General features: G+C 67.4%; 22 protein-coding genes. 15 read left to right on the plus strand and 7 right to left on the minus strand.

Going from position 1 to position 23130, the window contains the following annotated elements:
* Positions 1 to 231: 231 nt before the first annotated feature.
* Positions 232 to 1158: an agmatinase gene (speB, locus tag KGA65_RS07685; protein WP_225862552.1), complete on the plus strand. Its 927-nt coding sequence runs from the start codon at positions 232 to 234 to the stop codon at positions 1156 to 1158.
* Between the two features lie 93 nt (positions 1159 to 1251).
* On the plus strand, positions 1252 to 1785 hold the full coding sequence (locus KGA65_RS07690) for a hemerythrin domain-containing protein (protein ID WP_225862553.1): 534 nt from the start codon (positions 1252 to 1254) through the stop codon (positions 1783 to 1785).
* An 18-nt stretch (positions 1786 to 1803) separates the two neighbouring features.
* Here KGA65_RS07690 and KGA65_RS07695 read toward each other — a convergent pair whose 3' ends face one another.
* Positions 1804 to 2283, minus strand: coding sequence for an Lrp/AsnC family transcriptional regulator (locus KGA65_RS07695; RefSeq protein ID WP_225862554.1), 480 nt, complete (start codon positions 2281 to 2283; stop codon positions 1804 to 1806).
* 193 nt (positions 2284 to 2476) lie between these two features.
* On the opposite strand from KGA65_RS07695, the gene KGA65_RS07700 reads away from it, so the two are divergent.
* The 12 genes from KGA65_RS07700 (at position 2477) to KGA65_RS07755 (ending at position 16443) form a co-directional block, all read left to right on the plus strand.
* Positions 2477 to 3772 carry an NAD(P)/FAD-dependent oxidoreductase gene (locus tag KGA65_RS07700; protein WP_225862555.1) on the plus strand — a complete coding sequence of 432 codons (1296 nt, stop codon included), beginning with the start codon at positions 2477 to 2479 and terminating at the stop codon, positions 3770 to 3772.
* A 17-nt stretch (positions 3773 to 3789) separates the two neighbouring features.
* Positions 3790 to 4602, plus strand: coding sequence for a gamma-glutamyl-gamma-aminobutyrate hydrolase family protein (locus KGA65_RS07705; protein WP_225862659.1), 813 nt, complete (start codon positions 3790 to 3792; stop codon positions 4600 to 4602).
* A 109-nt stretch (positions 4603 to 4711) separates the two neighbouring features.
* Positions 4712 to 6079 carry a glutamine synthetase family protein gene (locus tag KGA65_RS07710; protein ID WP_225862556.1) on the plus strand — a complete coding sequence of 456 codons (1368 nt, stop codon included), beginning with the start codon at positions 4712 to 4714 and terminating at the stop codon, positions 6077 to 6079.
* 50 nt (positions 6080 to 6129) lie between these two features.
* On the plus strand, positions 6130 to 7545 hold the full coding sequence (locus KGA65_RS07715; protein ID WP_225862557.1) for an aspartate aminotransferase family protein: 1416 nt from the start codon (positions 6130 to 6132) through the stop codon (positions 7543 to 7545).
* A 156-nt stretch (positions 7546 to 7701) separates the two neighbouring features.
* Entirely contained in the window at positions 7702 to 8823 is a 1122-nt protein-coding gene (locus KGA65_RS07720; protein WP_225862558.1) for a polyamine ABC transporter substrate-binding protein, read from the plus strand.
* A gap of 16 nt (positions 8824 to 8839) precedes the next feature.
* Complete coding sequence (locus KGA65_RS07725) at positions 8840 to 9955, plus strand: ABC transporter ATP-binding protein (RefSeq protein ID WP_225862559.1); 1116 nt, start codon at positions 8840 to 8842, stop codon at positions 9953 to 9955.
* A 13-nt stretch (positions 9956 to 9968) separates the two neighbouring features.
* A complete protein-coding gene (locus KGA65_RS07730) occupies positions 9969 to 10907 on the plus strand; it encodes an ABC transporter permease (RefSeq protein WP_225862560.1) in 939 nt (312 codons plus the stop codon).
* Positions 10907 to 11752: an ABC transporter permease subunit gene (locus KGA65_RS07735; RefSeq protein ID WP_225862561.1), complete on the plus strand. Its 846-nt coding sequence runs from the start codon at positions 10907 to 10909 to the stop codon at positions 11750 to 11752. Before KGA65_RS07730 ends, KGA65_RS07735 begins: the two co-directional genes overlap by 1 nt.
* A 53-nt stretch (positions 11753 to 11805) precedes the next feature.
* On the plus strand, positions 11806 to 13173 hold the full coding sequence (locus KGA65_RS07740) for a DUF3138 family protein (RefSeq protein WP_225862562.1): 1368 nt from the start codon (positions 11806 to 11808) through the stop codon (positions 13171 to 13173).
* Positions 13174 to 13260: 87 nt separating this feature from the next.
* Positions 13261 to 14751 (plus strand): aldehyde dehydrogenase, encoded by a 1491-nt coding sequence (locus tag KGA65_RS07745; protein WP_225862563.1) that lies wholly within the window; start codon positions 13261 to 13263, stop codon positions 14749 to 14751.
* A gap of 10 nt (positions 14752 to 14761) precedes the next feature.
* Complete coding sequence (gene glnT, locus KGA65_RS07750) at positions 14762 to 16117, plus strand: type III glutamate--ammonia ligase (RefSeq protein ID WP_225862564.1); 1356 nt, start codon at positions 14762 to 14764, stop codon at positions 16115 to 16117.
* Positions 16118 to 16173: 56 nt separating this feature from the next.
* Positions 16174 to 16443, plus strand: a complete 270-nt coding sequence (locus KGA65_RS07755; protein WP_225862565.1) for a hypothetical protein — start codon at positions 16174 to 16176, stop codon at positions 16441 to 16443.
* A 22-nt stretch (positions 16444 to 16465) separates the two neighbouring features.
* On the opposite strand, the gene KGA65_RS07760 is transcribed toward KGA65_RS07755, so the two are convergent.
* The 5 genes from KGA65_RS07760 to KGA65_RS07780 form a co-directional block, all read right to left on the minus strand.
* Positions 16466 to 16855: a c-type cytochrome gene (locus KGA65_RS07760; protein ID WP_225862566.1), complete on the minus strand. Its 390-nt coding sequence runs from the start codon at positions 16853 to 16855 to the stop codon at positions 16466 to 16468.
* 16 nt (positions 16856 to 16871) lie between these two features.
* Positions 16872 to 18218: a cytochrome c1 protein gene (locus tag KGA65_RS07765; RefSeq protein WP_225862567.1), complete on the minus strand. Its 1347-nt coding sequence runs from the start codon at positions 18216 to 18218 to the stop codon at positions 16872 to 16874.
* A 52-nt stretch (positions 18219 to 18270) separates the two neighbouring features.
* A complete protein-coding gene (locus tag KGA65_RS07770; protein WP_225862568.1) occupies positions 18271 to 18831 on the minus strand; it encodes a cytochrome b in 561 nt (186 codons plus the stop codon).
* Positions 18832 to 18924: 93 nt separating this feature from the next.
* Entirely contained in the window at positions 18925 to 20334 is a 1410-nt protein-coding gene (locus tag KGA65_RS07775) for a sensor histidine kinase (protein ID WP_225862569.1), read from the minus strand.
* On the minus strand, positions 20331 to 21002 hold the full coding sequence (locus tag KGA65_RS07780; protein ID WP_225862570.1) for a response regulator: 672 nt from the start codon (positions 21000 to 21002) through the stop codon (positions 20331 to 20333). The genes KGA65_RS07775 and KGA65_RS07780 overlap by 4 nt, the downstream gene beginning before the upstream one ends.
* A 56-nt stretch (positions 21003 to 21058) precedes the next feature.
* On the opposite strand from KGA65_RS07780, the gene KGA65_RS07785 reads away from it, so the two are divergent.
* Positions 21059 to 21970, plus strand: a complete 912-nt coding sequence (locus KGA65_RS07785) for a DMT family transporter (protein WP_225862571.1) — start codon at positions 21059 to 21061, stop codon at positions 21968 to 21970.
* A 20-nt stretch (positions 21971 to 21990) separates the two neighbouring features.
* Here KGA65_RS07785 and dusA read toward each other — a convergent pair whose 3' ends face one another.
* Positions 21991 to 23049 (minus strand): tRNA dihydrouridine(20/20a) synthase DusA, encoded by a 1059-nt coding sequence (gene dusA, locus KGA65_RS07790; RefSeq protein WP_225862572.1) that lies wholly within the window; start codon positions 23047 to 23049, stop codon positions 21991 to 21993.
* Between the last annotated feature and the right edge of the window lie 81 nt (positions 23050 to 23130).

Consider the following 23130-nt stretch of genomic DNA (forward strand, 5'->3'; position numbering starts at 1 on the left):
TCTTTATCAAAGAAATTCAACGGGTTACGAACAACTTTTCTCAATGCGGTAAGGCGTTTTCCGTGATGAAAAATTTTGCTGCACTGCACGACACCCTCTTTCCACGATGTGGTCAAGCGCTTTCGTGTTGCGAAAAACAAGGGCTTCGACGCCCCCACCGCCGCCGCTAACATCGCGCCCGCGCAGCCCGCCTCAGGATGGCCAAGGCGCTGCGCCCTCCCGGAGACGCCCATGTCCGGATTCCCCTATCTCACCCAGAGCGGCTTCATCGGTGCCGCCCCCGCCCACCAGCAACCCTTCGCCATTGCCGGCATTGCCTGGGACGGTTCGGTCACGAACCGCCCCGGGGCCCGCTTCGGCCCGCGCGCGATCCGCCAGGCCAGCCAGATGCTGTGCGACGCCACCCATCCCTGGTTCGATGTCTCGCCCACGGCCCAGCTGGGCGACGCTGGCGACCTGGAGCTGCCCAACACCAGCCTGGAAGCCATGCGCGCGGCCCTGATGCCGCAGATCGCCCCCCTGCTGGCCCGCCACCACATGGTGTGGCTGGGCGGCGACCACTCCATCACCCTGCCCTTGCTGCGCGCCTACCGGGAACATCTGGGTGAACCGCTGGCCGTCATCCACTTCGACGCGCACTGCGACACCTGGGAAGACCATTTCGGCGAGCCCAGCGGCCACGGCACCTGGGTCTACGAGGCGCTGCAGGAAGGCCTGGCCCGTCCGGAGTGCTTCATCCAGATCGGCATCCGTTCCTCCGGCGTGCGGGAAGCCCGCGACCACGTGCGCGAACAGGGCGGCGAGATCTTCACGGCCCGTGCGCTGCGGGGGCTGGAAAGCCCGACCCAGCTGGCCCCCGTGCTGGGCGCCATCCGGGATCGGCTGGCGGCCCACGGCAACCCGCCCGTCTACCTGAGCCTGGACATCGACTGCCTGGACCCGGCCTTTGCCCCCGGCACCGGCACCCCAGAGCCCGCCGGCCTGAGCAGCGCCCAGGTGTTCACCCTGCTGGAGGAGCTGGCCGATCTGCCCTTCGTCGGCATGGACTGCGTGGAAGTGGCCCCCCCCTACGACCATGCCGAGCTGACCAGCCTGGTGGCCGCGCAACTGGTCTGGACCTACCTCTGTGGCCGGCTGAGCCCCTCGGCCGCTGGATGACGGCCCAGGCAGGCGCTTGATCCGTCGCAAGGACGGCGGGGGCGGCATGAGAACAATGAACCTGTCCTCACCACATCCTGGAAGGAGGTTTCCATGGCCCGTCCCCTCTCCTTGCGCGCGGATCGCGCCCTGCCCCCATTCGAACGGCTGGAAGGCACCCATCAGCGCATGATGCTGGCCCTGCAACAGCTTGATGAGTTGCTGCAGCGACTGGACAGTCTGGGCGTGGACGACAGGGCCCAGACCATGGCGCTGGATGCCCACCGTTTCTTCGAAGGGGTGGGGCGAACCCACCATGAAGACGAAGAACGCCATGTCTTTCCGGTGCTGCTGGCCAGCGGTGATGAGCCCCTGGCCGAACAGGTGGCCCAGTTGCGCCAGGACCATGGCTGGATCGAGCAGAACTGGCGCGAACTGAGCCCGCTGCTGGATGCCCTGGCCCATGGCCACACCTGGGTGGATGTGGACCTGCTGCGATCGATGATCGAGGTCTTCGCGCAGATGCACCACGCACACATCGCGCTGGAGGAATCCATGGCCTACCCGGAGGCCCGCAGACGCGAAGCCGAAGCCCTGGCCCAAACGGCCCAGCGCCGCGCACACTGGGTGCAGGAAGCGGCCGCCTGAAGCGAGGCGGGCTGTCCCTCAAAGGGGCAGTTTGGTGGTCTTCTTCACCGTGCGCAGCACCAGAATGGAATTGGAACGCTCCACGCCGGGCAACCGCATCAGCACCTCGGTGTGGAAACGCTCCAGGTCCTCGGCATCCCGGTAGGTGAAGCGGATCAGGTAGTCGTTCGCACCGGCCACGTAGTAGCAGTCCAGCACTGACGGTTCGGCCCGCACCGCCTGCTCGAAGGCCTCAAGCAGGGTGTTGTTCATCGACTCCAGGTTCACGATGGTGAAGCTGGTGCCGTGCTGCCCCACCGCCTTGGCATTCAGCAAAGCCACGTACTGCGCGATCACCCCCTCGTCCTCAAGCTGCTTGACCCGGCGCAGGCAGGCCGACGGCGACAGATGGACCCGCTGGGCCAGTTCCACATTGGACAGACGGCCATCCTGCTGAAGCTCATCCAGGATGGAACGGTCAATCGCATCCAATTGCGGTGTTTTGGCAGTTGTTCGCATAATGTTCACAAGAACAGAGTAGAAGCAATACGAAATTGCGTAAATCAGGGTTCCCCCCGCACGAAGGCGCAAGCACATTGCGCGCCCGCCTGGGTAGACTCATTCCCCAAGACGCACACCAACACAACACAGCGTCATCTCTACCGCTCGATCTGAACCTGTCTGTCCCGAGGAACTGCCTAGCGACCACCGTATGAGCTTTTTGAGCGTCGACCAAGATCTCGCCCGTGATTCCTATTACGCTGCCACGGCGTCGCGCACCCAGCGCTTCGCGCCGCTTCAAGGCAGCATCGATTGCGATGTCGCCGTCGTCGGCGGCGGCCTCGCCGGGCTGACCGCCGCGCTGGATCTGGCCGCCAAGGGCCACCAGGTGACGCTGCTGGAAGCCAAGCAGGTGGGCTGGGGTGCCAGTGGCCGCAACGGCGGTCAGGCCATCCACGGCCTGGCCTGCGACCAGTCGGTCATCGAAGACCAACTGGGCCTGGACGATGCCCGCCGCGTCTGGGGCATGTCGCTGGAAGCACTGGACCTGCTGCGCCAGCGGATCCACGCCTACCAGATCGATGCCGAGTGGCGCGACGGCTACATCGGTGTGGCCACCAACGCCCGCAAGGGAGCCGAGCTGATGCAGTGGGCCGACCGCATGGCCCGCCTCTACCAGGCCGAGTTCACCCGCATCCCCGCGGCGGACATGCCCCGCTGGGTGGCCAGCCCGCGCTACCACAGCGGTCTCTACGATCCGAACTCGGGCCATCTGCACCCGCTCAAGTACGCGCTGGGCATCGCCCGTGCGGCCGCCGCGGCCGGTGTGCGCATCCACGAAGAATCGCCCGTCACCGCGCTGGAAAGCGGTGCCACGATCACGCTGCGCACGGCCCAGGGCCAGGTTCGCGCCAAGCAGGTGCTGCTGGCTGGCAATGTCTACCTGCAGGGGCTGGCCGAGCACCTGGAACGCCGCATCATGCCGGTGGGCACCTACATTGTGTGTTCCGAAGCCATGGACCCGGCGCTGGCCGACAGCCTGATCCCGACACGCTCGGCGGTGTGCGACACCAACTTCGTGCTGGATTACCTGCGCACCACCAACGACCACCGCATGCTCTACGGCGGCCGGGTCAGCTACAGCACCGTGACGCCCCTCCACCTGGCCGAGAGCATGCGCCGGCGCATGGTGCAAACCTTCCCGCAGCTCAAGGACGTGAAGGTGCAGTACGCCTGGGGCGGTTTCGTCGACATCACGATGAACCGGGCGCCCGACTTCGGTCGCCTGCGCGACAACCTCTATTACCTGCAAGGCTTCTCCGGCCACGGCCTGGCGCTGACCGGCCTGGCGGGCCGGCTGGTGGCCGAGGCCATGCACGGCGACGCCAGCCGCTTCGACGTCTTCGCCCGCCTGAAGCACCACGACTTCCCGGGCGGCAAGCTGCTGCGCATGCCGGCCCTGGTGCTGGGCACGACCTGGTACCGCCTGCGCGACCTGCTCGGATGAACCTCACCATGAACGACATGACCCAAGCCGCTTCCATCGCCGCCGAAGATGCCACCCGCGCCAAGCCCCTGGTGCTGGTGCCGGCCTGCAACCGCCTGCTGGGCGAGCATCCCTTCTACATCGCCGGCAAGAAATACCTTGATGCCGTGCGCCTGGCCGGCGCCATGCCGCTGATCGTCCCCTCGGCCGACGCTGCCGAGATCGACGTGCTGCTGGACATGGCCGACGGTGTGCTGCTCACCGGCTCACCGTCCAATGTGCACCCCAGCCACTACGGCGAGGCGGTTCACAACCCGGCCCTGCCGCTGGACCCGGTGCGCGACAGCTGGACGCTGCCGCTGATCCGACGTGCCCTGGCGCGCGGCATCCCCTTGTTCGGCATCTGCCGGGGCACCCAGGAAACCAATGTCGCGCTGGGGGGCTCGCTGTTCCAGGCTGTGCAGGATGTCGAGGGCCATGACGACCACCGGGCGCCCGAGGGCCAACCGGCTGCCGTGCAGTACGGCCCGGCCCATGCGGTGGATGTGGCGCCCGGTGGCCTCCTTGAACAACTGCTCGGCCCGGGCACCTTCCAGGTGAACTCGGTGCACGGCCAGGCCGTGAACCGCCTGGCCCCGGGCCTGCGGGTGGAGGCCCGCGCGCCGGACGGACTGGTCGAGGCCTTCTCCGTGGCCGCGGCCCCCGGCTTCAGCCTGTGCGTGCAGTGGCACCCGGAATGGCTGGCCGCAGACAACCCCCAGTCGGTCGCCATGCTCACCGCGTTTGGTCAGGCCTGCCGCCGCTACCAGACCGAACGCCATCAGGAGGGCCATCAGGCTCCGCACCGCTGAGGTGGACGGAGCCTTCCGGCAGCAGGCCGGAATCCCCCGGGGCCCGCGCGGCCCGGCGCCCGACCGCAGGGCGGCAATCCGCGCGTCACGTCTCAGAAGCAGGTGCCCCATGGCCAGCAAAGAACACTTCAATTTCCTTGAGCTGGAGAACTGGCTCAACCAACACCACGTCACCGAGATCGAATGCCTGGTGCCCGACCTGACGGGCGTGGCCCGCGGCAAGATCCTGCCACGCGAGAAGTTCACCGAGGACCGCGGCATGCGTCTGCCCGAGGCGGTCGTGGCGATGGGCGTGACGGGCGAATTCCCGGAAGAAGGCCCCTACTACGACGTGATCAGCCCGATGGATCACGACATGCACCTGCGCCCCGACCCGGCCACCGTGCGCATCGTGCCCTGGGCCACCGACCCCACGGCCCAGGTGGTGCATGACTGCTACGACCGCGACGGCAATCTGGTGCCCTTCGCCCCCCGCTCGGTGCTGCGCCGCGTCTGCGACCTGTATGCCGCCGAAGGCTGGGAACCGGTGGTGGCCCCGGAGCTGGAGTTCTATCTGGTCGCCCGCAACACCGACCCGGACATGCCGCTCAAGCCGCCGGTGGGCCGCAGTGGCCGCTCCGAGACCTCGCGCCAGGCCTACTCCATCGACGCGGTCAACGAGTTCGACCCGCTGTTCGAAGACATCTACGACTACTGCGACAAGATGGAGCTGAACGTGGACACGCTGATCCACGAAATCGGCGCCGGCCAGATGGAGATCAACTTCTTCCACGCCCATCCGCTGGGCCTGGCCGACGAGGTCTTCTTCTTCAAGCGCACGGTGCGCGAGGCCGCGCTGCGCCACGACATGTTCGCCACCTTCATGGCCAAGCCGATTGCCGGCGAGCCGGGCAGCGCCATGCACATCCACCAGAGCGTGGTGAACACCAAGACCGGCCGCAACCTCTTCAGCAACGAGGACGGCAGCCCGAGCCAGGAGTTCTACTGGTACATCGGCGGCCTGCAGAAATACATCCCCGCGGCCATGGCCCTGTTCGCCCCCTATGTGAACAGCTACCGCCGTCTGGCCCGCTTCACCGCCGCGCCGATCAACATCCAGTGGGGCATCGACAACCGCACCGTGGGCATCCGCTCGCCGATCTCGTCGCCGGCCGCACGCCGCATCGAGAACCGGGTGATCGGCGCCGACGCCAACCCGTACGTGGCCCTGGCGGCCACCATGGCCTGCGGCTACCTGGGCATCAAGAACAAGGTCCAGCCCTCGGCCGAGTGCAAGGGCGATGCCTACCTGGGGGACTACCAGCTGCCGCGCAGCCTGGGTGAAGCCCTGGAACTGCTGCGCGCCGAAAAGGACCTGGCCAGCGTGCTGGGCGAAGCCTTCGTCACGGTCTACACCGAGGTGAAGGAGATCGAGCACGCCGAATTCATGAAGGTGATCTCGCCCTGGGAACGCGAGCACCTGCTGCTGCACGTCTGATCCCCTGCCGGCCCCACGAGGACCGCTGCCTGACCATTCAAGGAACCACCATGCAACAAGACAACATCGTCATCCAGGCTCCCGCACAAGCCACCCGCCGCAGCACCCGTGAGTGGCAGCAGGCCGACGCGGACCACTTCATCCACCCGTTCACCGACACCGCGGCGCTGGCCACCAAGGGGGCCCGCATCATCACCAAGGCCGAGAACATCTACCTCTGGGACAGCGAGGGCAAGAAGATTCTCGATGGCATGAGCGGCCTGTGGTGCGTGAACACCGGCTACAGCCAACCGGCCCTGGTGGAGGCGGCCACCCGCCAGCTGAAGGAACTGCCCTACTACAACGCCTTCTTCCAGACCTCGACGATCCCCGCGATCGAACTGGCCGAGCTGTTGTCGCAGGTCACCCCGCCGCAGTTCAACCATGTCTTCTACGGCAGCTCTGGCTCCGAAAGCAACGACACCGTGGTGCGGTTGGTGCGGCACTACTGGGCCCTGCAAGGCCAGCCGGAACGCCAGGTCATCATCGCGCGCAAGAACGGCTACCACGGCTCCACGATGGCCGGTGCCTCGCTGAGCGGCATGGCCTACATGCATGCCCAGGGTGGCCTGCCGATTCCCAACATCACCCACATCGAGCAGCCCTTCTGGTACGAACTGGGTGGCGACATGAGCCCCGACGAGTTCGGCAAGGTGGCAGCGAACTGGCTGGAGGAGAAGATCCTCGAAGTGGGCCCGGACAAGGTGGCCGCCTTCATCGGTGAACCCGTGCAGGGGGCCGGCGGCGTGATCGTGCCGCCCAAGACCTACTGGCCGGAGATCCAACGCATCTGCGACAAGTACGGCATCCTGCTGGTGTCCGACGAGGTGATCTGCGGCTTTGGCCGCACCGGCAACTGGTTCGGCTGCGAGACCATGGGCACCAAGCCCGATCTGATGACCTTCGCCAAGGGCGTCACCGCCGGCTATGTGCCGCTGGGTGGCGTGATGATCAGCGACCGCGTGGCCAAGGTGCTGATCGAGAAAGGGGGCGAGTTCGAACACGGCTACACGTATTCGGGTCACCCGGTGGCTTGCGCCGTGGCCGTGGCCAACATCAAGCTGATGCAACAGCTCAAGCTGATCGAGCATGTGCGCGAGGATGTCGGCCCGTATCTTGCACAGCAATTCGCGACGCTGCACGACCATCCGCTGGTGGGCGAAGCAGTCAGCTGTGGATTGATGGGCGCGATTCAACTCGTGAAGGACAAGGCGAAACGGCAGCTCTTCCCGTCCTCCCTGGAGGTCGGCATGCTCTGTCGGGGCCACTGCTTCGGCAATGGCCTGGTGATGCGCGCCGTGGGTGACCGCATGGTCATCGCCCCGCCGCTGGTCATCACCCGCGCCCAGGTCGACGAGATGATGACGCTGATCCGCCGCTGTCTGGATCTCACGCTGGCAGATGTCAAGGCCAAGGGCTGGCTCTGAAATCAGCCTTCTGTCCCAGCGTTCTTCATGGCTTGCACCATTTTGGATCTCCTGAAATCGCCCCAGAATGGGTCGAGCCAAAGTGGTGCAATCCGGCGCTCTTCATGCATTCACCCAACTTCTCTCCCCAACATCCGTGACCTTGGAGGTTTCTTCATGAAGTTCAACTCAGTGCGTTCGGTTCTTTCACTGGCTGTGGCGGCCCTGGCGGTGGCCGGCGCTGCCAGCAGCGCCCAGGCCGAGGAAGAGGAAAAGGTCCTCAACATCTACAACTGGTCCGACTACATCGCCGAAGACACCATCAAGAACTTCGAGAAGGAAACCGGCATCAAGGTCCGGTACGACAACTTCGACAACAACGAGATCGTTCACGCCAAGCTGGTGGCCGGCAAGACAGGCTACGACATCGTCGTGCCCTCGTCGAACTGGGCCAAGCTGCAGGCTGAAGGCGGCCTGCTGCGCAAGCTCGACAAATCCCAACTTCCGAACTGGAAGCACCTCGACCCGGTCGTCCTGAAGCAGCTCGCGAGCCTGGACCCGGGCAACCAGTACATGGTGGACTGGCTGTGGGGCTACACCACCGTCGGCATCAACGTCGACAAGGTGAAGGCTGCGTTGGGCAGCACCCCGATGCCGGACAACGTCTGGGATCTGGTCTTCAAGCCCGAGTACATCTCGAAGATGAAGTCCTGCGGTGTGTCCTTCCTGGATTCCGCCTCAGAAGTGGTGCCGGCCGCCCTGCACTACCTGGGCAAGCCGCCTGAGAGCAAGGTGCCGGGCGACTACGCCAAGGCCGCCCAGCTGCTGAAGTCGGTGCGGCCCTATGTGACGCTGTTCAGCTCCTCGGGCTACATCAACGACATGGCCAACGGCTCCGTCTGTCTGGCGCTGGGCTGGTCCGGTGACATCAACATCGCCCGCCAGCGCGCCATCGATGGCAAGACGGGTCAGAAGATCGAAGCGCTGATCCCGAAGACCGGGGGCGTGCTGTTCTTTGACACCATGGTCATCCCGGCCGATGCGCCCCACCCGGAAAACGCGCACAAGTGGATCAACTACATCCTGCGCCCGGAGGTTCATGCCAGCCTGACCAACAAGGTGTTCTACGCCAACCCGAACAAGGACTCGATCAAGTTCGTGAAGCCTGAAGTGGCCCACAACCCGACGGTGTTCCTGTCGGCTTCGGACATGGCCAAGATGGTGGCGCCGGACTCGTTGAACAACGACCTGCGCCGCCTGCAGACCCGAACCTACACCTCGTTCAAGACCGGCCTGTAAGGAGCAGGCACGCATCATGACGCAATCCCCCGCCAGCACCGCCCGTGACGACAGTGCCTTCCTCCAGATCCGCAATGTGGTGAAGGACTTCGGAGGCTACAAGGCCGTCAACAACGTCAGTCTCGACATCGCCAAGGGCGAAATCTTCGCCCTGCTGGGGTCGTCGGGCTGCGGCAAGACGACCCTCCTGCGGATGTTGGCGGGCTTCGAGACCCCGACCTCGGGCAGCATCGTGCTCAATGGCCAGGACCTGGCCGGCCTTCCGCCGTACGACCGGCCGTTGAACATGATGTTCCAGTCCTATGCGCTGTTTCCCCACCTGACGGTGTGGGACAACATCGCCTTCGGATTGCGTCGTGATGGCATGGCCCGGGAGGCGGTGACCGACCGCGTCGAGGCCATGCTCAAACTGGTGCAGCTGAGCAAGTACGCCAAGCGCAAGCCGCACCAGCTCTCCGGCGGTCAGCAGCAGCGGGTGGCCCTGGCCCGCAGCCTGGCCAAGCAACCCCAGCTGCTGCTGCTGGATGAACCGCTGGGCGCGCTGGACAAGAAGCTGCGCGAACAGACCCAGATCGAGCTGGTGAACATCATCGAGCAGGTCGGCGTGACCTGTGTGATGGTGACCCACGACCAGGAAGAAGCCATGACCATGGCCAGCCGCATCGCGGTGATGAGCGAGGGTCGCTTCCTGCAGGTGGGCTCGCCCAGCGAGATCTATGAAACCCCGCAGACCCGCTTCGTGGCCGACTTCATCGGCAACGTCAACATGATGGATGGCACGGTGGAGGTCGACGAGAACGACCACGTGGTCATCGCCGGCGAGGACTGCAAACACTACGTGGGCCATGGCATCACCGGCACGCAAGGCATGCCGGTCACGGTGGCCCTGCGTCCCGAGAAGATCCACCTGACCCGCAATCCACCGACGGACCCCTTCAACTGCACCGAAGGCGTGATCGAGGAGATGTCCTACTTCGGCAGCTTCACGGTCTACCGTCTCAAGCTGGCCAGTGGCGCCACGCTCAAGGTGAGCATGGCCAACACCGTGCGCCAGCGCGAAGACGAACTGACCTGGGGCGACAAGGTCTGGGCCCACTGGTCCCGTTCCGCCCACGTGGTGCTGACGCAATGAGGACGGAACCGTCATGGAACGCCTGATCCGCCTCTTCACCAGGAAGCCCGGTTGGCTGCGCGGCCGCCTCGCGGTCATCGGCCTGCCCTATGCTTGGCTGCTCATCTTCTTCCTCTTCCCGTTCCTGATCCTGGCCAAGATCAGCATCTCGGAAATGGACGCGGTGGTCGTCAAGAACATCCTGTCCTATGCCGATGGCGTGATCACGATGGTGGTCAAGCTGGGCAACTACAGCTTCCTGGCCAGCGATGACCTCTACTGGATGACGTACGTCGCCAGCCTGAAGTACGCCGCGGCCACCACGGTGCTGTGCCTGTTCATCGGCTACCCCTTTGCCTACTTCATGGCGCGGGCCAAGGCCACCGTGCAGCCCGCCTTGCTGATGCTGGTGATGCTGCCGTTCTGGACCTCCTTCCTGCTGCGCGTCTATGCCTGGAAGGGCCTGCTGAGCGAGCACGGCTGGGTGGCCGACCTGCTGATCGCCACCGGCCTGGACCAGGTGCTGCTGGCACTGGGCCTGATCTCCGCCCCCGGCAAGTTCATGAACACGCATTTCTCGCTGGTGCTGGGCATGACCTACACCTACCTGCCGTTCATGATCCTGCCGCTGTACTCCAACCTTTCCAAGATGGACATGCGCCTGCTGGAAGCCGCCGCCGACCTGGGCTCCACCCCGTGGGTCGCCTTCTGGAAGATCACCGTGCCGCTGTCCAAGGCCGGGATCATCGCCGGCGCCATGCTGGTGTTCATCCCCTGCGTCGGCGAGTACGTCATTCCCGAACTGCTGGGGGGGCCGGAAACGCTGATGATCGGCCGCGTGGTCTGGGACGAGTTCTTCTCGAACAACGACTGGCCGATGGCCGCCACCGTCGCCGTGGTGATGATCCTGCTGATCATCGTGCCGCTGGCCATCTTCAACAAATACCAGGCTGAAGCCCAGGAGGCCCGCTGATGTTGCGCCTGTCCCCCGCCTTCAACCGCGGCTTCAGCAAGGCCTGGCTGCTGGGCGGCTTTGTCTTCCTGTACCTGCCCATCATTGCGCTGGTGGTGTATTCCTTCAACGACTCGCCGCTGGCCAACGTCTGGCGCGGCTTCACGCTGAAGTGGTACGCCGCCCTGACCAAGGACACCGAGATGCTGGGCGGCCTGTGGCTGTCCATGAAGGTCGCCTTCTTCTCGGCCACCGGCTCGGTGGTGCTGGGCACCTTTGCCGCCTTCGCGCTGGTCAAGTACAAGCGCTTCTGGGGCCGCACCATGTTCTCGGGCATGGTCAACGCCCCGCTGGTGATGCCGGAAGTGGTCATCGGCCTGTCGCTGCTGCTGATGCTGGTCGAGATCCAGCGCCTCACCGGCTACCCGGAACGCGGCGCACTGACCATCTGGCTGGGCCACCTGCTGCTGGGCATGTCCTACGCCACCGTGGTGGTGCAGGCCCGCCTGCAGGAGCTCAACCCCAGCCTGGAAGAAGCGGCGATGGACCTGGGGGCCAAGCCCCGCGCCGTGTTCTTCCTGATCACGCTGCCGATGATCTCGCAGGCCATGATGTCGGCCTGGCTGCTGACCTTCACGCTGTCGCTCGACGACGTGGTGGTTTCCGCCTTCCTGTCGGGCCCGGGCTCGACCACCATGCCGCTGGTCATCTTCTCGCGTGCCCGGCTGGGGCTGAACCCGACTGTGAACGCGATGGCCACCCTGATCGTGCTGGCCGTGTCGATCGGCGTCATCGTCACCAGCTACCTGGTGGCTCGCAACGAACGCCGTCGCCAGCAGGAGATGGCCGAGGCCGCCCGCCATTGATCCTTGGTCTCTGACCGCCCACCACTGCACCACTGCAACAGAAGGAACCCGCAATGAAGTATCTGAGCCCCACCCTGCTGGCCGTCGCCTTGACGGCCGCGTTCCCGGCGGCCGCCCAGTCCAATACCGAACTGCTCAAGGAACTCCAGGCCCTCAAGCAGCGCGTCACGGATCTGGAGGCCAAGCTCAAGGCCGGTACCCCCGAAGGATCGGATCAGCCTCAATGGGGCATGACGCCGGAGCAGGCCGCCGAGTTCAATCGCATCGCGGCCAAGACCGAAGCCACCGAAGACAACCTGCTGGCCCAGGGTCTCAAGGGCCTGAAGATTTCCGGCTACATCGAGCCGACCTTCATCTACAACCAGCGCCAGAACCGCGCCGGCTTCCAGTTTCTGAACCAGCAGTCCGACGGCTACTACTACGACACGTCCTTCATGGGCGCGGCCTCGCTGGACCTTCTCAAGGAAACCGACAGCGGCACGATCTGGCACCTGACGCTCACCCCCAACCGCGGCGTGGGGGCCGCGATCGATGGCGCGAGCATCATCCAGGAAGCCTCGGTGTCGGTGCCCCTGACCGACGACAACACCCGCCTGATCGCGGGTCAGATCCCCGACTGGTCGGGCTACGAGTACCAGCAGCCGACGCTCAACCCCTTCACCAGCCACAACCTGCTGTATGACTTCACGCTGCCGGTGGCTTACACCGGTGTGGGTCTGGACCTGAAGCAAGGTCCGTGGTGGATCCGAACCGCGATCGCCAACGTCAATGCGACCATCAAGGCCTCGGCCGAGAAGACCCCTTCCTGGGCCTTTCGCGCCGACTACGCCAAGGGCGAATACAGCGGCTGGGGCTTCGCCAGCCTGATCGGCAAGACAGCCAACTTCAACACCGGCAAAAACACCCTGGCCATCCTGGCCGAGGCCGATGGCTACTTCACCCGTGGCGACACGACCCTGCAAGGCCAGGTCAGCTACGGCCGGCAGAAGCAGGGCGCCATCACCCCGGATGCCGACGGCAACTGGCGTGACTCGCAGTGGTGGGGTGTCTCCGGCCTGGCCGGCTACATGTTCACCCCGCGGCTGCAGGGTCTGATCCGCGCCGACTACATCTACAACCGCAAGAACGGCGGCGGCCTGTTCGCCTACAACGGCTACACCACCACCGACGAGGGCGGCGCCCTGGTGTATGGCAACGACGACCGCAACGGCATTGGCCCGGACCTGAACGGCAACGTGAACCAGGGGGCCAACCGCTATGCGATCAGCCTGGGTGGCAAGTACACCTGGAACGAGAACACCACGGTCAAGCTCGAATACCGTCTGGACGGCGCCGACAAGGCCGTCTTCTACGACGTGAAGAAGGACGAGTACAAGAAGATCAACCAGATGCTGGCGACCTCGCTGGTCGTCGCGTTCTGATCCCGGGCGGCACCTGAGGCCGCCCCACACCGACCGGGGCCGTTCGCGCTGCCGCGACGGCCCTTTTTTTGCCCCTGGAGACACACCATGCCCCACCACGTGAACTGGACTGAACGCGCCCAGGCCCTGAAGGCCGATGGCCGTGCCGTGATCGACGGCCAACGCGTGGCGGCCGTCGACGGCCAGACCTTTGCCAAGCATTCGCCGGTGGACGGCCGCTTCCTGACCGATGTGGTCCGCGGCCAGCGCGCCGACATCGACGCCGCCGTACGCAGCGCCCGCGCTGCCTTTGATGACCGCCGCTGGGCCGGTCAGGCACCGGCCGCGCGCAAGAAGGTGCTGCAGCGCTTTGCCGAGAAGATCCTGGCCGCCAAGGAAGAACTGGCCCTGCTCGAGACCCTGGACATGGGCAAGCCCATCCAGTACTCGATGGGCGTGGATGTGACCGCCACCGCCCGCTGCATCGCCTGGTATGGCGAGGCTGTGGACAAGATCTACGACGAGATCGCCCCCACCGGCGACCACGCCCTGGCCATGATCACCCGCGAGCCCATGGGCGTGATCGGCGCCATCGTGCCCTGGAACTACCCGATGATCATGGCCGCCTGGAAGCTGGGCCCGGCCCTGGCCGCCGGCAACTCCGTGGTCCTCAAGCCCAGCGAAAAGAGCCCGCTGACCGCCTGCCGCCTGGCCGAGCTGGCCGTCGAAGCCGGCCTGCCCCCGGGCGTCTTCAACGTGGTGCCCGGCTATGGCCACGAGGCCGGCGAGGCCCTGGCCCTGCACATGGACGTGGACGCCATCGGCTTCACCGGTTCCACCCGCGTGGGCCGCCGCATGCTGGACTACGCCGGCCAGTCCAACCTCAAGCGCGTCTACAACGAGCTGGGCGGCAAGTCGGCCTTCCTGGTCTTCGAGGACTACGGCGACATCGCCCGCGCCGCCCAGACCCTGGCCGGCAGCATGTTCTTCAACCAGGGCGAGAGTTGCAACGCGCCCTCGCGCGTGCTGGTGCAGGACAGCATCGCCGACGAGTTCATCCAGCGGCTGGCCGCCGAGGCGCCCAAGTACGCCCCGGCCGACCCGCTGCACCCCGACACCGTGCTGGGCGCGCTGGTGGACGAGACCCAACTCAAGACGGTGCTGGGCTACATCGACGCCGGCCACAGCGAAGGCGCGCAGTGCGTGGCCGGTGGCCGCCAGGCCCGCGCCGAGAGCGGCGGCTACTACGTGGAGCCCACCGTGTTCGCCGGCGTCAGCAACGAGATGAAGATCGCCCGCGAGGAGATCTTCGGCCCGGTCACCAGCGTGATCCGCTTCAAGACCGAGGAAGAGGCCGTCGCCATCGCCAACGCTTCCACCTATGGCCTGCAGGCCAGCGTCTGGAGCCTCAACGTCAACCGCGCCCACCGCGTCGCTCGCGCCCTGCGGGCCGGCACGGTGCACGTCAACCAGTACGACGAGGACGACATGACCGTGCCCTTCGGTGGCTACAAGCAGAGCGGCAACGGGCGCGACAAGTCCCTGCATGCCTTCGACAAGTACACCGAGCTGAAGACCACCTGGCTGCGGCTGGACTGAAGGGAAACGCATGAGCGACACGCAGCGTGAGTCATTGCAAGCCCGGGGCGTGCACACGCTGCTGGCCCAGTTCACCGACCTGCACGGTGTGGCCAAGGGCAAGTACCTGCCCCTGGCTCAGTTGGACGAGTTGATCGAGACCGGCGCCGGCTTTGCCGGCCCCTCGATCTGGGGCACCGGCCTGCCGCGCACCGGCCCCCGGGCCGAGTACTACGCCCGGGCCGACCTGGCGCACCCCATCGACCCCCTGCCCTGGCAGCCCGGCTACGCCCGCGTGGTCTGCGACGGTTTCGTGGCGGGTCAGCCCTTCGAGGCCTGCCCGCGCCAGGTGCTCAAGCGCGCCACCGCCCGCCTGGCCGAACGCGGCTGGCAGCTCAAGACCGGCATCGAGCCCGAGTTCTTCCTGCTGCAAAGGCAGGAGGGCCGCTGGGGGCCGGCCGACGATGGCGACCGGCTGGACAAGCCCAGCTACGACCTGAAGTCGCTGCCGCGCAAGGCCGCCTTTCTGCATGGTTTGCAGGAGACCTTGAGCGGCTGGGGCCGCCAGGTGCTGCAGCTGGACCATGAGGACGCCCACGGCCAGTACGAGGTCAACTTCGCCTACGACGAAGCCCTGGCCAGCGCCGACCATCTGATGGGCTTCAAGCTGGCGGCCCAGGCGCTGGCCGAGCGCGAAGGCTGGGTGTTCTCGATGATGCCCAAGCCCTTTGCCAACCAGCCCGGCAGCGGCCTGCACTTCCATGTCTCGCTGTGGGACCTGAAGGACCCGGCCCACGGCAAGGGCCTCTTCAGCCCCACGGCCGACGACCGCGCGCAAGGCCACGACCTCTCCGTGCTGGGTCGGCAGTTCATCGCCGGCGTGCTGGCCCACGCGCCCGCCTTGTGTGCGCTGGCCGCCCCCACGGTCAACAGCTACAAGCGCCTGGTGGTGGGGGAATCGCTCTCGGGCACCACCTGGGCCCCGGCCTATGTGGCCCATGGCCCCAACAACCGCACCGCCACGGTCCGCACCCTGCCGGGCCGCTTCGAGTGGCGGCTGCCGGACGCCAGCGCCAACCCCTACCTGGCCACCGCGGTGCTGATCGCCGCCGGCCTGGATGGCATCGACCGCGGTCTGGACCCGGGCCCGGCCTGCACCGAGGACCTGTTCGCCCTGTCCCTGGGCGAGATCCACCGGCGCGGCATCACGCTGCTGCCCCAGTCGCTGGCCGAGGCCTGCGACGCCCTGGCCGCCGACGAGGTGGTCGCCGCGGCGCTGGGGCCGGTCTTGCACGGCGAGTTCCTGCGCCTCAAGCGCGACGAATGGCTGGGCTACGCCCGCCACGTCAGCACTTGGGAGCTAGACCGCTATGCCGCCACCTTCTGAGCGCCGCCGCACCTGCTTGAAAGCGGCCCGCGCTCGCCCGGGCCCAGTCCGAACCCGTGGCCAAGGGCCGCGAGGTGATCCGCCTGGGCCAGTCGGCGCCCATTTCCGGGGCGGCCCAGCACCTGGGCATCGAGTACCAACGCGGCCTGCAGCTGGCGATCCAGGCGGCCAGCGGCGGACCCGCGCCGGAGTACGTCTCGCTGGAGGGCTGGGCGGCCGGCTGGGACGCCGGCGGCCTGGTTCTGCAATGGGATGCCCAGCGCCGTCAGGCCGTCTCGGTGGTGGCCATGACGGTGCTGGACCGCGAAGGCCGACCGATCCGCTGAGGACGGGTCGCCTTCGCCACCGTCACTTCAGCGTCGCCAGGTAGGCGATGACATCGGCCCGCGCCTTGGCGTCGGGCAGCCCGTCGAACTTCATCTTGCCGCCGAGGATCGCCTTCTTGGGCAGCGTCAGGTAGGCGTCCAGCTGATCGGCCGTCCAGACCTTGCCGCTGGCCTTCAAGGCATCGGAATAGGCGAAGTCGCCGATCGCACCGGCCTTGCGGCCGAAGCTGGCAAAGAGCGACGGGCCCTTCTTGTTCTTGCCTTCCTTGGTGCTGTGGCACTCGGCGCAGTTCTCGGCGTAGACGCCGGCGCCCACCTTGGCGTCGCCGGCCGCATGGGCCGGATGGGTGCCGGCCGCCAGCGCCAGCAGCGCCAGGCTGCCGCAGCTCAGCAGGTGTTTCGGGGAACGCATGGTGATTCCTTCGGGGTCAGAAGCTGGTCCAGGCAAACAGGAACAGCGTGTTGTTGTCGGACGCCTTGCGGCCACTGCCGTCGTAGTTGCGGAAGGCGCCGTTGTACTGGTTGTAGGCGGTGTACTGCAGGCCCAGGCGCAGGTTGGCCCAGGGTGACAGCCACGAGCCTTCCTTGCCCCAGGGCGTCCAGTCGGCCTGGAAGACCGTGCCGCGCGTGTTGGGCACCAGCGCCGTGTTGCCACCGTAGAGCACGCTGTCGCGGTCCCCGGTGGTGACGAAACGGCCCAGGCTGAAGCCATAGGTCTGCAGGTAGTTGTAGGAGGCGTTCAGGCGCGTCTCGCGCAGGTAGCCGCGGGCGTGGTCGGCGCCACCGGAGGCCAGCAGCGCATCGCGGTTCTGGCGTTCCCAGATGGTGCTGCCCTGCACGGTGAACATGTGCTCACGCGTGCCCAGGAACTGGTACTGGCCGTCGATGCCGAGGTCGTGGTAGCGGTTGGTGGGCCCGCCCGACTGGCGGTCCGGCTGGATGGCGGCGTTGAAGCCGAACAGCCCCAGCGAGTAGGCCTGGCTGTGGCGGTCCTGGAACCAGGCCAGGCGCCAGTAGCCGGCGTTCGAGACCCGCCCCGGGTCATCGGCCGTGCCCAGGCTCATCCGTTCCTGCAGCGTGCGCGACATGTCCCGGTAGGCGCCCAGTTCGGCGTACCAGCTGTTGTCATAGAAGCCATAGCCACTCAGCCCCAGCACGTGCTGCTCCAGCCCGCCGTTGATCAGGGTGGCGGTTTCCGGGCCGCTGAAGCCCAGCGCCGAGCCCACGTACGGATAGCCCCAGACCGGCAGGGTGTTGAACGGGTCCTGCACGCCGGGGTTGTTGTTGAGTGACAGGCCCAGCGTCAGGTCCTTGCCGGCCAGCTCGGTGGCGTGGGCAAAGCGCACGTCCATCTGGTCCATCGAGGTGGACTTGCCGATGCCGTCATAGGTGATCTGCGTGAAGGTGCCCAACTGGTCGGCCAGACGGCCGGCGATGAACAGCGAGGCCTCGTCCAGGGTCTTGTTGTTGTTCAGCTTGGCGCCATCGGCCGGCGGCTCGGCCTGGTCCTTGGCGGTGCGGGTCATCGACGCCACCAGCATGCCCGACAAGGGCAGCTTGCCCGGCTGGCCATCGGTGTCGGTGTAGCCGCCCAGCTTGAACTTGACGCCAAACGGCGTCAGTTGCGGGCCGTAGCCGCCCACGTGGCACGCCACGCAGTCCTGGCCGGTCTGGCGGGCGTAGCTGGGCACGGCGTGGCTGGGCCCGGCGGCCATCAGGCCGCCCAGCAGCGCCGCGAGGGCGCCCCAGCCGCGGGTGAAACGGGTCAAGGTCATGCAGTCTCCTGTCGGAAAGCGGGTTGGGAATTCGTGTGGGGGCGGTGGCGGCTCAACGGGCCGGCGGCCACATGGCGGCCAGCACGCCATCCCGACGCACCCAGTGGTGCCACAGCGCGGCCGCAGCGTGCAGGCCGATCAGCCCGGCCAGCGTCCAGGCCAGCTTCACGTGCCAGTCCTCCAGCGTGTCGGCCAGGTCGGGGTCCGGGCCCATCAGCGCGGGCAGGCTGCCGCCCCAGGGCAGGTTCACGGTCTGGCCCTGGGCGCTGCTCAGCACCCAGCCCAGCACGGGCAAGGTCAGCAACAGCAGGTACAACAAGGCGTGGGTGCCGGACGCAATCCAGCGCTGCCAGGCGGGGTCCTCGGTCGCGGTCTCCGCCAGGTGCCAACGGGTGCGCAGCACCAGACGCGTGAGGGCCAGCAGGCCGATGCCCAGCCCGGCCCAGCGGTGGAACACCAGCAAGGCGTGGCTCAGGGCCTCGCCGTCCACCCAGTCGCGCCCCAGGATCAGGGCGAAAGCGGACAGCAGGACCAGCACGGTCAGCCAGTGGGCCGCGACGATCGGCCGCGGATGCCACGCACGGGACGTGGCCAGGGATTCGGAGGAAGCCATGGTTGCTCTTGGAGCATGGAACATGGCGTCAGCCTAGAAGCGGCCGACCTTCAAAAGCCTGACAGTGCCGCGCCGCCCGGCGCAACGCGCGGCTCAGCGCAGCGCGGTGTCGCGGCTGTCTCGGGCCGGGAAGGTGACGCGCACCAGCAGGCCCCGCCCGGCCCCGCCGGCCTGCAGCTGGACGGCGGCGTGGTGACGCTCGGCCACCTCCCGCACGATGGACAGCCCCAGTCCGCTGCCCCCGGGCGCGGCGTCCGGGGTCTGGAAGAAGCGGTCGAAGACCTTGTCGCGCAGGGCGGGCGGAATGCCCGGCCCTTCGTCCTCGACCTCCAGCCAGGCGCCGCCCGGCGCGGCCGTGCCGCAGCGCACGGTGACGTGGTCGCCCCGGGCGCTGTGGCGGATGGCGTTGTGGATCAGGTTGCCCAGCAGCTCGTGCAGCATCCAGTCGGAGCCCCGCACCACCGCCGGCGCGGTCTCGAACCCCAGGTCCACCCCTGCGGCCAGGGCCGGGTCCAGCCACAGAGAGGCGCCCTCTTCCAGCAGCAGCGCCAGGTCCACGTCGTGCAGCGTCTCTGCCGCCACCGCCTGCGGGCCGGAACGGGCCAGCGCCAGCATCTGGTGGGTGGAGCGGGTCATGCGCTGCAGCGCCGCCTGCATGGCCGCCAGCCGTTCGCGCTGCGGCCCCTCGGCGGTGCGGGCGGCCAGCTCGATCTGGTTGATCACCCCGGCCAGCGGCGTGCGCAGCTGGTGGGCGGCATTCGACAGAAAGGCCTGCTGCGCCTGCGCCGCTTCGCGCAGATGGCCCATCAGGCGGTTCAGGGCGCCGACCAGCGGCTTGAGCTCGCTGGGCAGGGGCGACTCGGGCATGGCACTGAGGTCGTCCGGCGCCCGCTCGCCCACCTGCTCGCTCAGGCGGTCCAGCGGCCCGAGCGCCAGGTTCACGCCCAACCAGACCAGCCCCAGGGCCAGCAGCAGCAGGACCAGGTTGGGCACGACGGTGTCCACCAGCACATGGTGGGTCTGCGCCACCCGGCGCTCGGTGGTCTCTGCCACGACCACCGTCACCGGCCCGACCGGGGAATGGTGTGGCAGCACCACCACCCGCACGTCCTCACCCGCCCAATGGGTGTCGGTGAACTCGGCCCAGTCTGCCCGGGGCGGCGGCACCAGGGCCAGCAGGCGCGCATCGCCACCCAGCACCGCCCCGTGTCCGTCAGCCACCGCGAAGTAGAGCTGGTCGCGCCCGTCGGCGCGCTGCATGGCCTGCACCGTGCGCTGCAGATGGGGCCCCAGGTCATCGTCGTGGGCGTCGTCGGCATCCACATCCAGCCGCGTGGCCAGTGCGATGGCGATGCGCGAGAGTGCCAGGTCCTGGTTCGCGCGGGCCCGGTCGGACCACTGCAGGTAGTCGTACACGGCGCTCAACACCAGCACGGCCAGCAGCGGCCACCACAGCAGGCGCAGCAGCCGGCCACGCAGCGAGGGCGGGTCCTTCAGGGTCATGCGGTCTCGATGTCCAGCCGGTAGCCGATGCCCCGCACGGTGCGGATGGTCACCCCGCTGTCGGCCAGCTTGCCACGCACCCGGGAGACATAGATCTCGATCGCGTTGTCGGTGATCTCCTTGTCCCAGCGGCTCAGGCTGTCGGCCAGCTTGCGCTTGGCCAGCACCTTGGGCATGGCCAGCACCAGGGCCAGCAGCAGATCCCATTCACGACCGGTGAGGCCCAGGGGCTGGCCGGCCAGTTCGGCCTCGTGGCTGGCGATGTCCATCACCAGCGGACCGGCGGCCACGCGGGAACTGGCGGCCGACTGGCTGCGGCGGATCAGCGCTTGCACCCGGGCCAGCAACTCCGGCAACAGAAAGGGTTTGATCAGGTAGTCGTCCGCGCCTTCGTTGAGGCCCCGCACCCGGTCATCCAGCCCGTCACGGGCGGTCAGCATCAGCACCGGCACCTTGTTGCCGCCCGCCCGCAGGCGACGCACCAGGCTCAACCCATCCATGCCCGGCAGGCCGATGTCGACGATCGCCAGGTCGTGCATGCCGTGCGCCAACACGTCCAGCGCCGGTTCGGCCGCGCACAGCACGTCCAGCGCCAGACCGGCCTCGGCCAGGGCGCTGGCCAGGGCCTTCTGCAGCAGCTCGTCGTCTTCCACCAGCAGAATGCGCATGCCGGCATCGTACCGCCCCGCCAACCCGGGCTGGATGCGCTAACCTGTCCGGCTTCATGTCGTCCCCCACCTCGTCCCGCGGGCTGGCCTATGCCAGCCTGGCCGCCAGCATGGCGCTGGTCGGCAGCTATGTCGGCCTGTCCAAGCTCCTGGTGGCCGTGTTTCCCATCTTCCTGCTGGCCTGGCTGCGCTTTGGCATGGCGGCGGTGGCCATGGTCCGCTGGGTGCAGCGCACGCCGGGCGAGGCCCCGCTGGCCCCGGCCGACCGCAGGCTGCTGTTCCTGGAAAGCTTCCTGGGCAACTTCCTGTTCTCGATCTGCATGCTGTTCGGCGTGGCCGCCACCTCGGCCGTCGCGGCCGGCGTGATCATGGCGGGCATTCCGGCAGCGGTCGCGCTGCTGTCGCGGTTGTGGCTCAAGGAGCCGCTGCGGCCCCGGGTGCTGGCCGGCGTGGCCTGCGCGGTCGCGGGCATCGTGCTGCTGGCCTTGAGCCGCCACAACGGCGCCGGCAGCCAACCGGCCCCTTGGTGGGGCTACGCGCTGCTGCTGGGTGCGGTGTTCTGCGAGGCCTGCTACATGGTGATCGGCAAGAAGCTGACCGCCCAGGTCTCGCCACGGCGCATCAGCGCGCTGATCAACCTCTGGGGCCTGGCCCTGGTGACGCCGCTGGGCCTGTGGCAGGCGCTGCAGTTCGATTTCGGCCAGACCCGGCCGACCGATTGGGGCCTGCTCGCCTTCTACGCGCTGGCCGCCAGCGTGATCACCGTCTGGCTGTGGATGAAGGGCCTGCGCCATGTGCCGGCACAGCAGGCCGGGGTGTTCAGCGTCATGCTGCCGCTGTCAGCCACCGCCGTCGGCGTGCTGTTCCTGGGGGAATCGCTGGCCCTGGCCCAGGTGCTGGCGCTGGGCCTGGCCCTGGCCGGCCTGCTGCTGGCCACCTGGCCGCAGCGCACGCCCGTGGCGGCCTGAGGCCGCGGGCCACGCCGCCCTCAGGCGGCTGTCGCCGGGGCGGCGTCGCGGCGGTGGGCCTGCTGGTACACCGCCTCGGGCGTGGCCTCTTTCAGCCGGTGGTCGGACCAAACCTGCCGCCAGCGGCGTGCGCCCGACAGGCCGTTGTGCAGCCCCAGCATGTGGCGGGCGATGTGGGCCCAGGGTGTTCCCGCGGCGGCTTGCCGCTCGGCCATGTAGCGCACCATTGCCTGCTCGACCGCATCGCGCTCGGTCGCGGGGTCGGCTTCAGCCCCCCAGAAGCGGCTGTCCCAGTCGGCCATCAGCCAGGGGTTGTGATAGGCCTCACGGCCGACCATCACCCCGTCCACCTGCGCCAGGTGCTGGGCGATCTCCGCATTCGTCTTGACGCCCCCGTTCAGCACGATGGTCAGCTGCGGAAACTCGCGCTTGAGCTGGTAGACCAGCTCGTAGCGCAGCGGCGGCACCTCGCGGTTCTCCTTCGGGCTCAAGCCCTTGAGCCAGGCGTTGCGGGCATGGACGATGAAGACCTCGCAGCCGGCCTCGGCCACGGTGCCGACGAAGTCACGCACGAAGGCATAGCTCTCCTCCCGGTCGATGCCGATGCGGTGCTTGACCGTCACCGGCAGCGCTGCCTGGCCGGCCTGTGAGGGCTCGGCGGCGTCCCGCATCGCGCGCACGCAATCGGCCACCAGCGGCGCCTCGGCCATCAGGCAGGCGCCGAAGGCCCCGCGCTGCACCCGCTCGCTGGGGCAGCCGCAGTTCAGGTTCACCTCGTCATAACCCCATTGCCGGGCCAGCCGGGTGGCATGGGCCAGGTCCTCGGGCTCGCTCCCCCCTAATTGCAGGGCCAGCGGATGCTCCTCGTCGCCATAGTCCAAATGGCGTGCCTGGTCACCAAACCGCAATGCGCCGGTGGTCACCATCTCGGTGTAGAGCCGGGTCTGGCGGGTGAGCTGGCGATGGAAGTGCCGGCAATGGCGATCGGTCCAGTCCAGCATGGGCGCCACGCTCAGACGCCAGGGCGAGAGCGGGACGGAAACGGCGGGGACGGTGGGGAGGGCGGCGGGATTCGTCACCCCCGAATTATCGGCGCAGGCCGTCACACGGTGTCACAGCCTGGGCCGCAGACGTCACGCCGCCGACACCACCGTGTCAAA

Origin of the sequence: Ideonella benzenivorans (assembly GCF_020387415.1) — a bacterium.
GTDB lineage: Bacteria > Pseudomonadota > Gammaproteobacteria > Burkholderiales > Burkholderiaceae_C > Ideonella > Ideonella benzenivorans.

Coding starts and splice junctions, on each gene's coding strand:
- KGA65_RS07720 (WP_225862558.1), top strand. CDS start 7,702: ATGAAGTTCAACTCAGTGCGTTCGGTTCTTTCACTGGCTGTGGCGGCC.
- KGA65_RS07690 (WP_225862553.1), top strand. CDS start 1,252: ATGGCCCGTCCCCTCTCCTTGCGCGCGGATCGCGCCCTGCCCCCATTC.
- KGA65_RS07765 (WP_225862567.1), bottom strand. CDS start 18,218: ATGACCTTGACCCGTTTCACCCGCGGCTGGGGCGCCCTCGCGGCGCTG.
- KGA65_RS07780 (WP_225862570.1), bottom strand. CDS start 21,002: ATGCGCATTCTGCTGGTGGAAGACGACGAGCTGCTGCAGAAGGCCCTG.
- KGA65_RS07705 (WP_225862659.1), top strand. CDS start 3,790: ATGACCCAAGCCGCTTCCATCGCCGCCGAAGATGCCACCCGCGCCAAG.
- glnT (WP_225862564.1), top strand. CDS start 14,762: ATGAGCGACACGCAGCGTGAGTCATTGCAAGCCCGGGGCGTGCACACG.
- KGA65_RS07730 (WP_225862560.1), top strand. CDS start 9,969: ATGGAACGCCTGATCCGCCTCTTCACCAGGAAGCCCGGTTGGCTGCGC.
- KGA65_RS07735 (WP_225862561.1), top strand. CDS start 10,907: ATGTTGCGCCTGTCCCCCGCCTTCAACCGCGGCTTCAGCAAGGCCTGG.
- KGA65_RS07715 (WP_225862557.1), top strand. CDS start 6,130: ATGCAACAAGACAACATCGTCATCCAGGCTCCCGCACAAGCCACCCGC.
- speB (WP_225862552.1), top strand. CDS start 232: ATGTCCGGATTCCCCTATCTCACCCAGAGCGGCTTCATCGGTGCCGCC.
- KGA65_RS07710 (WP_225862556.1), top strand. CDS start 4,712: ATGGCCAGCAAAGAACACTTCAATTTCCTTGAGCTGGAGAACTGGCTC.
- KGA65_RS07745 (WP_225862563.1), top strand. CDS start 13,261: ATGCCCCACCACGTGAACTGGACTGAACGCGCCCAGGCCCTGAAGGCC.
- KGA65_RS07760 (WP_225862566.1), bottom strand. CDS start 16,855: ATGCGTTCCCCGAAACACCTGCTGAGCTGCGGCAGCCTGGCGCTGCTG.
- KGA65_RS07775 (WP_225862569.1), bottom strand. CDS start 20,334: ATGACCCTGAAGGACCCGCCCTCGCTGCGTGGCCGGCTGCTGCGCCTG.
- KGA65_RS07695 (WP_225862554.1), bottom strand. CDS start 2,283: ATGCGAACAACTGCCAAAACACCGCAATTGGATGCGATTGACCGTTCC.
- KGA65_RS07740 (WP_225862562.1), top strand. CDS start 11,806: ATGAAGTATCTGAGCCCCACCCTGCTGGCCGTCGCCTTGACGGCCGCG.
- KGA65_RS07725 (WP_225862559.1), top strand. CDS start 8,840: ATGACGCAATCCCCCGCCAGCACCGCCCGTGACGACAGTGCCTTCCTC.
- KGA65_RS07785 (WP_225862571.1), top strand. CDS start 21,059: ATGTCGTCCCCCACCTCGTCCCGCGGGCTGGCCTATGCCAGCCTGGCC.
- KGA65_RS07770 (WP_225862568.1), bottom strand. CDS start 18,831: ATGGCTTCCTCCGAATCCCTGGCCACGTCCCGTGCGTGGCATCCGCGG.
- KGA65_RS07700 (WP_225862555.1), top strand. CDS start 2,477: ATGAGCTTTTTGAGCGTCGACCAAGATCTCGCCCGTGATTCCTATTAC.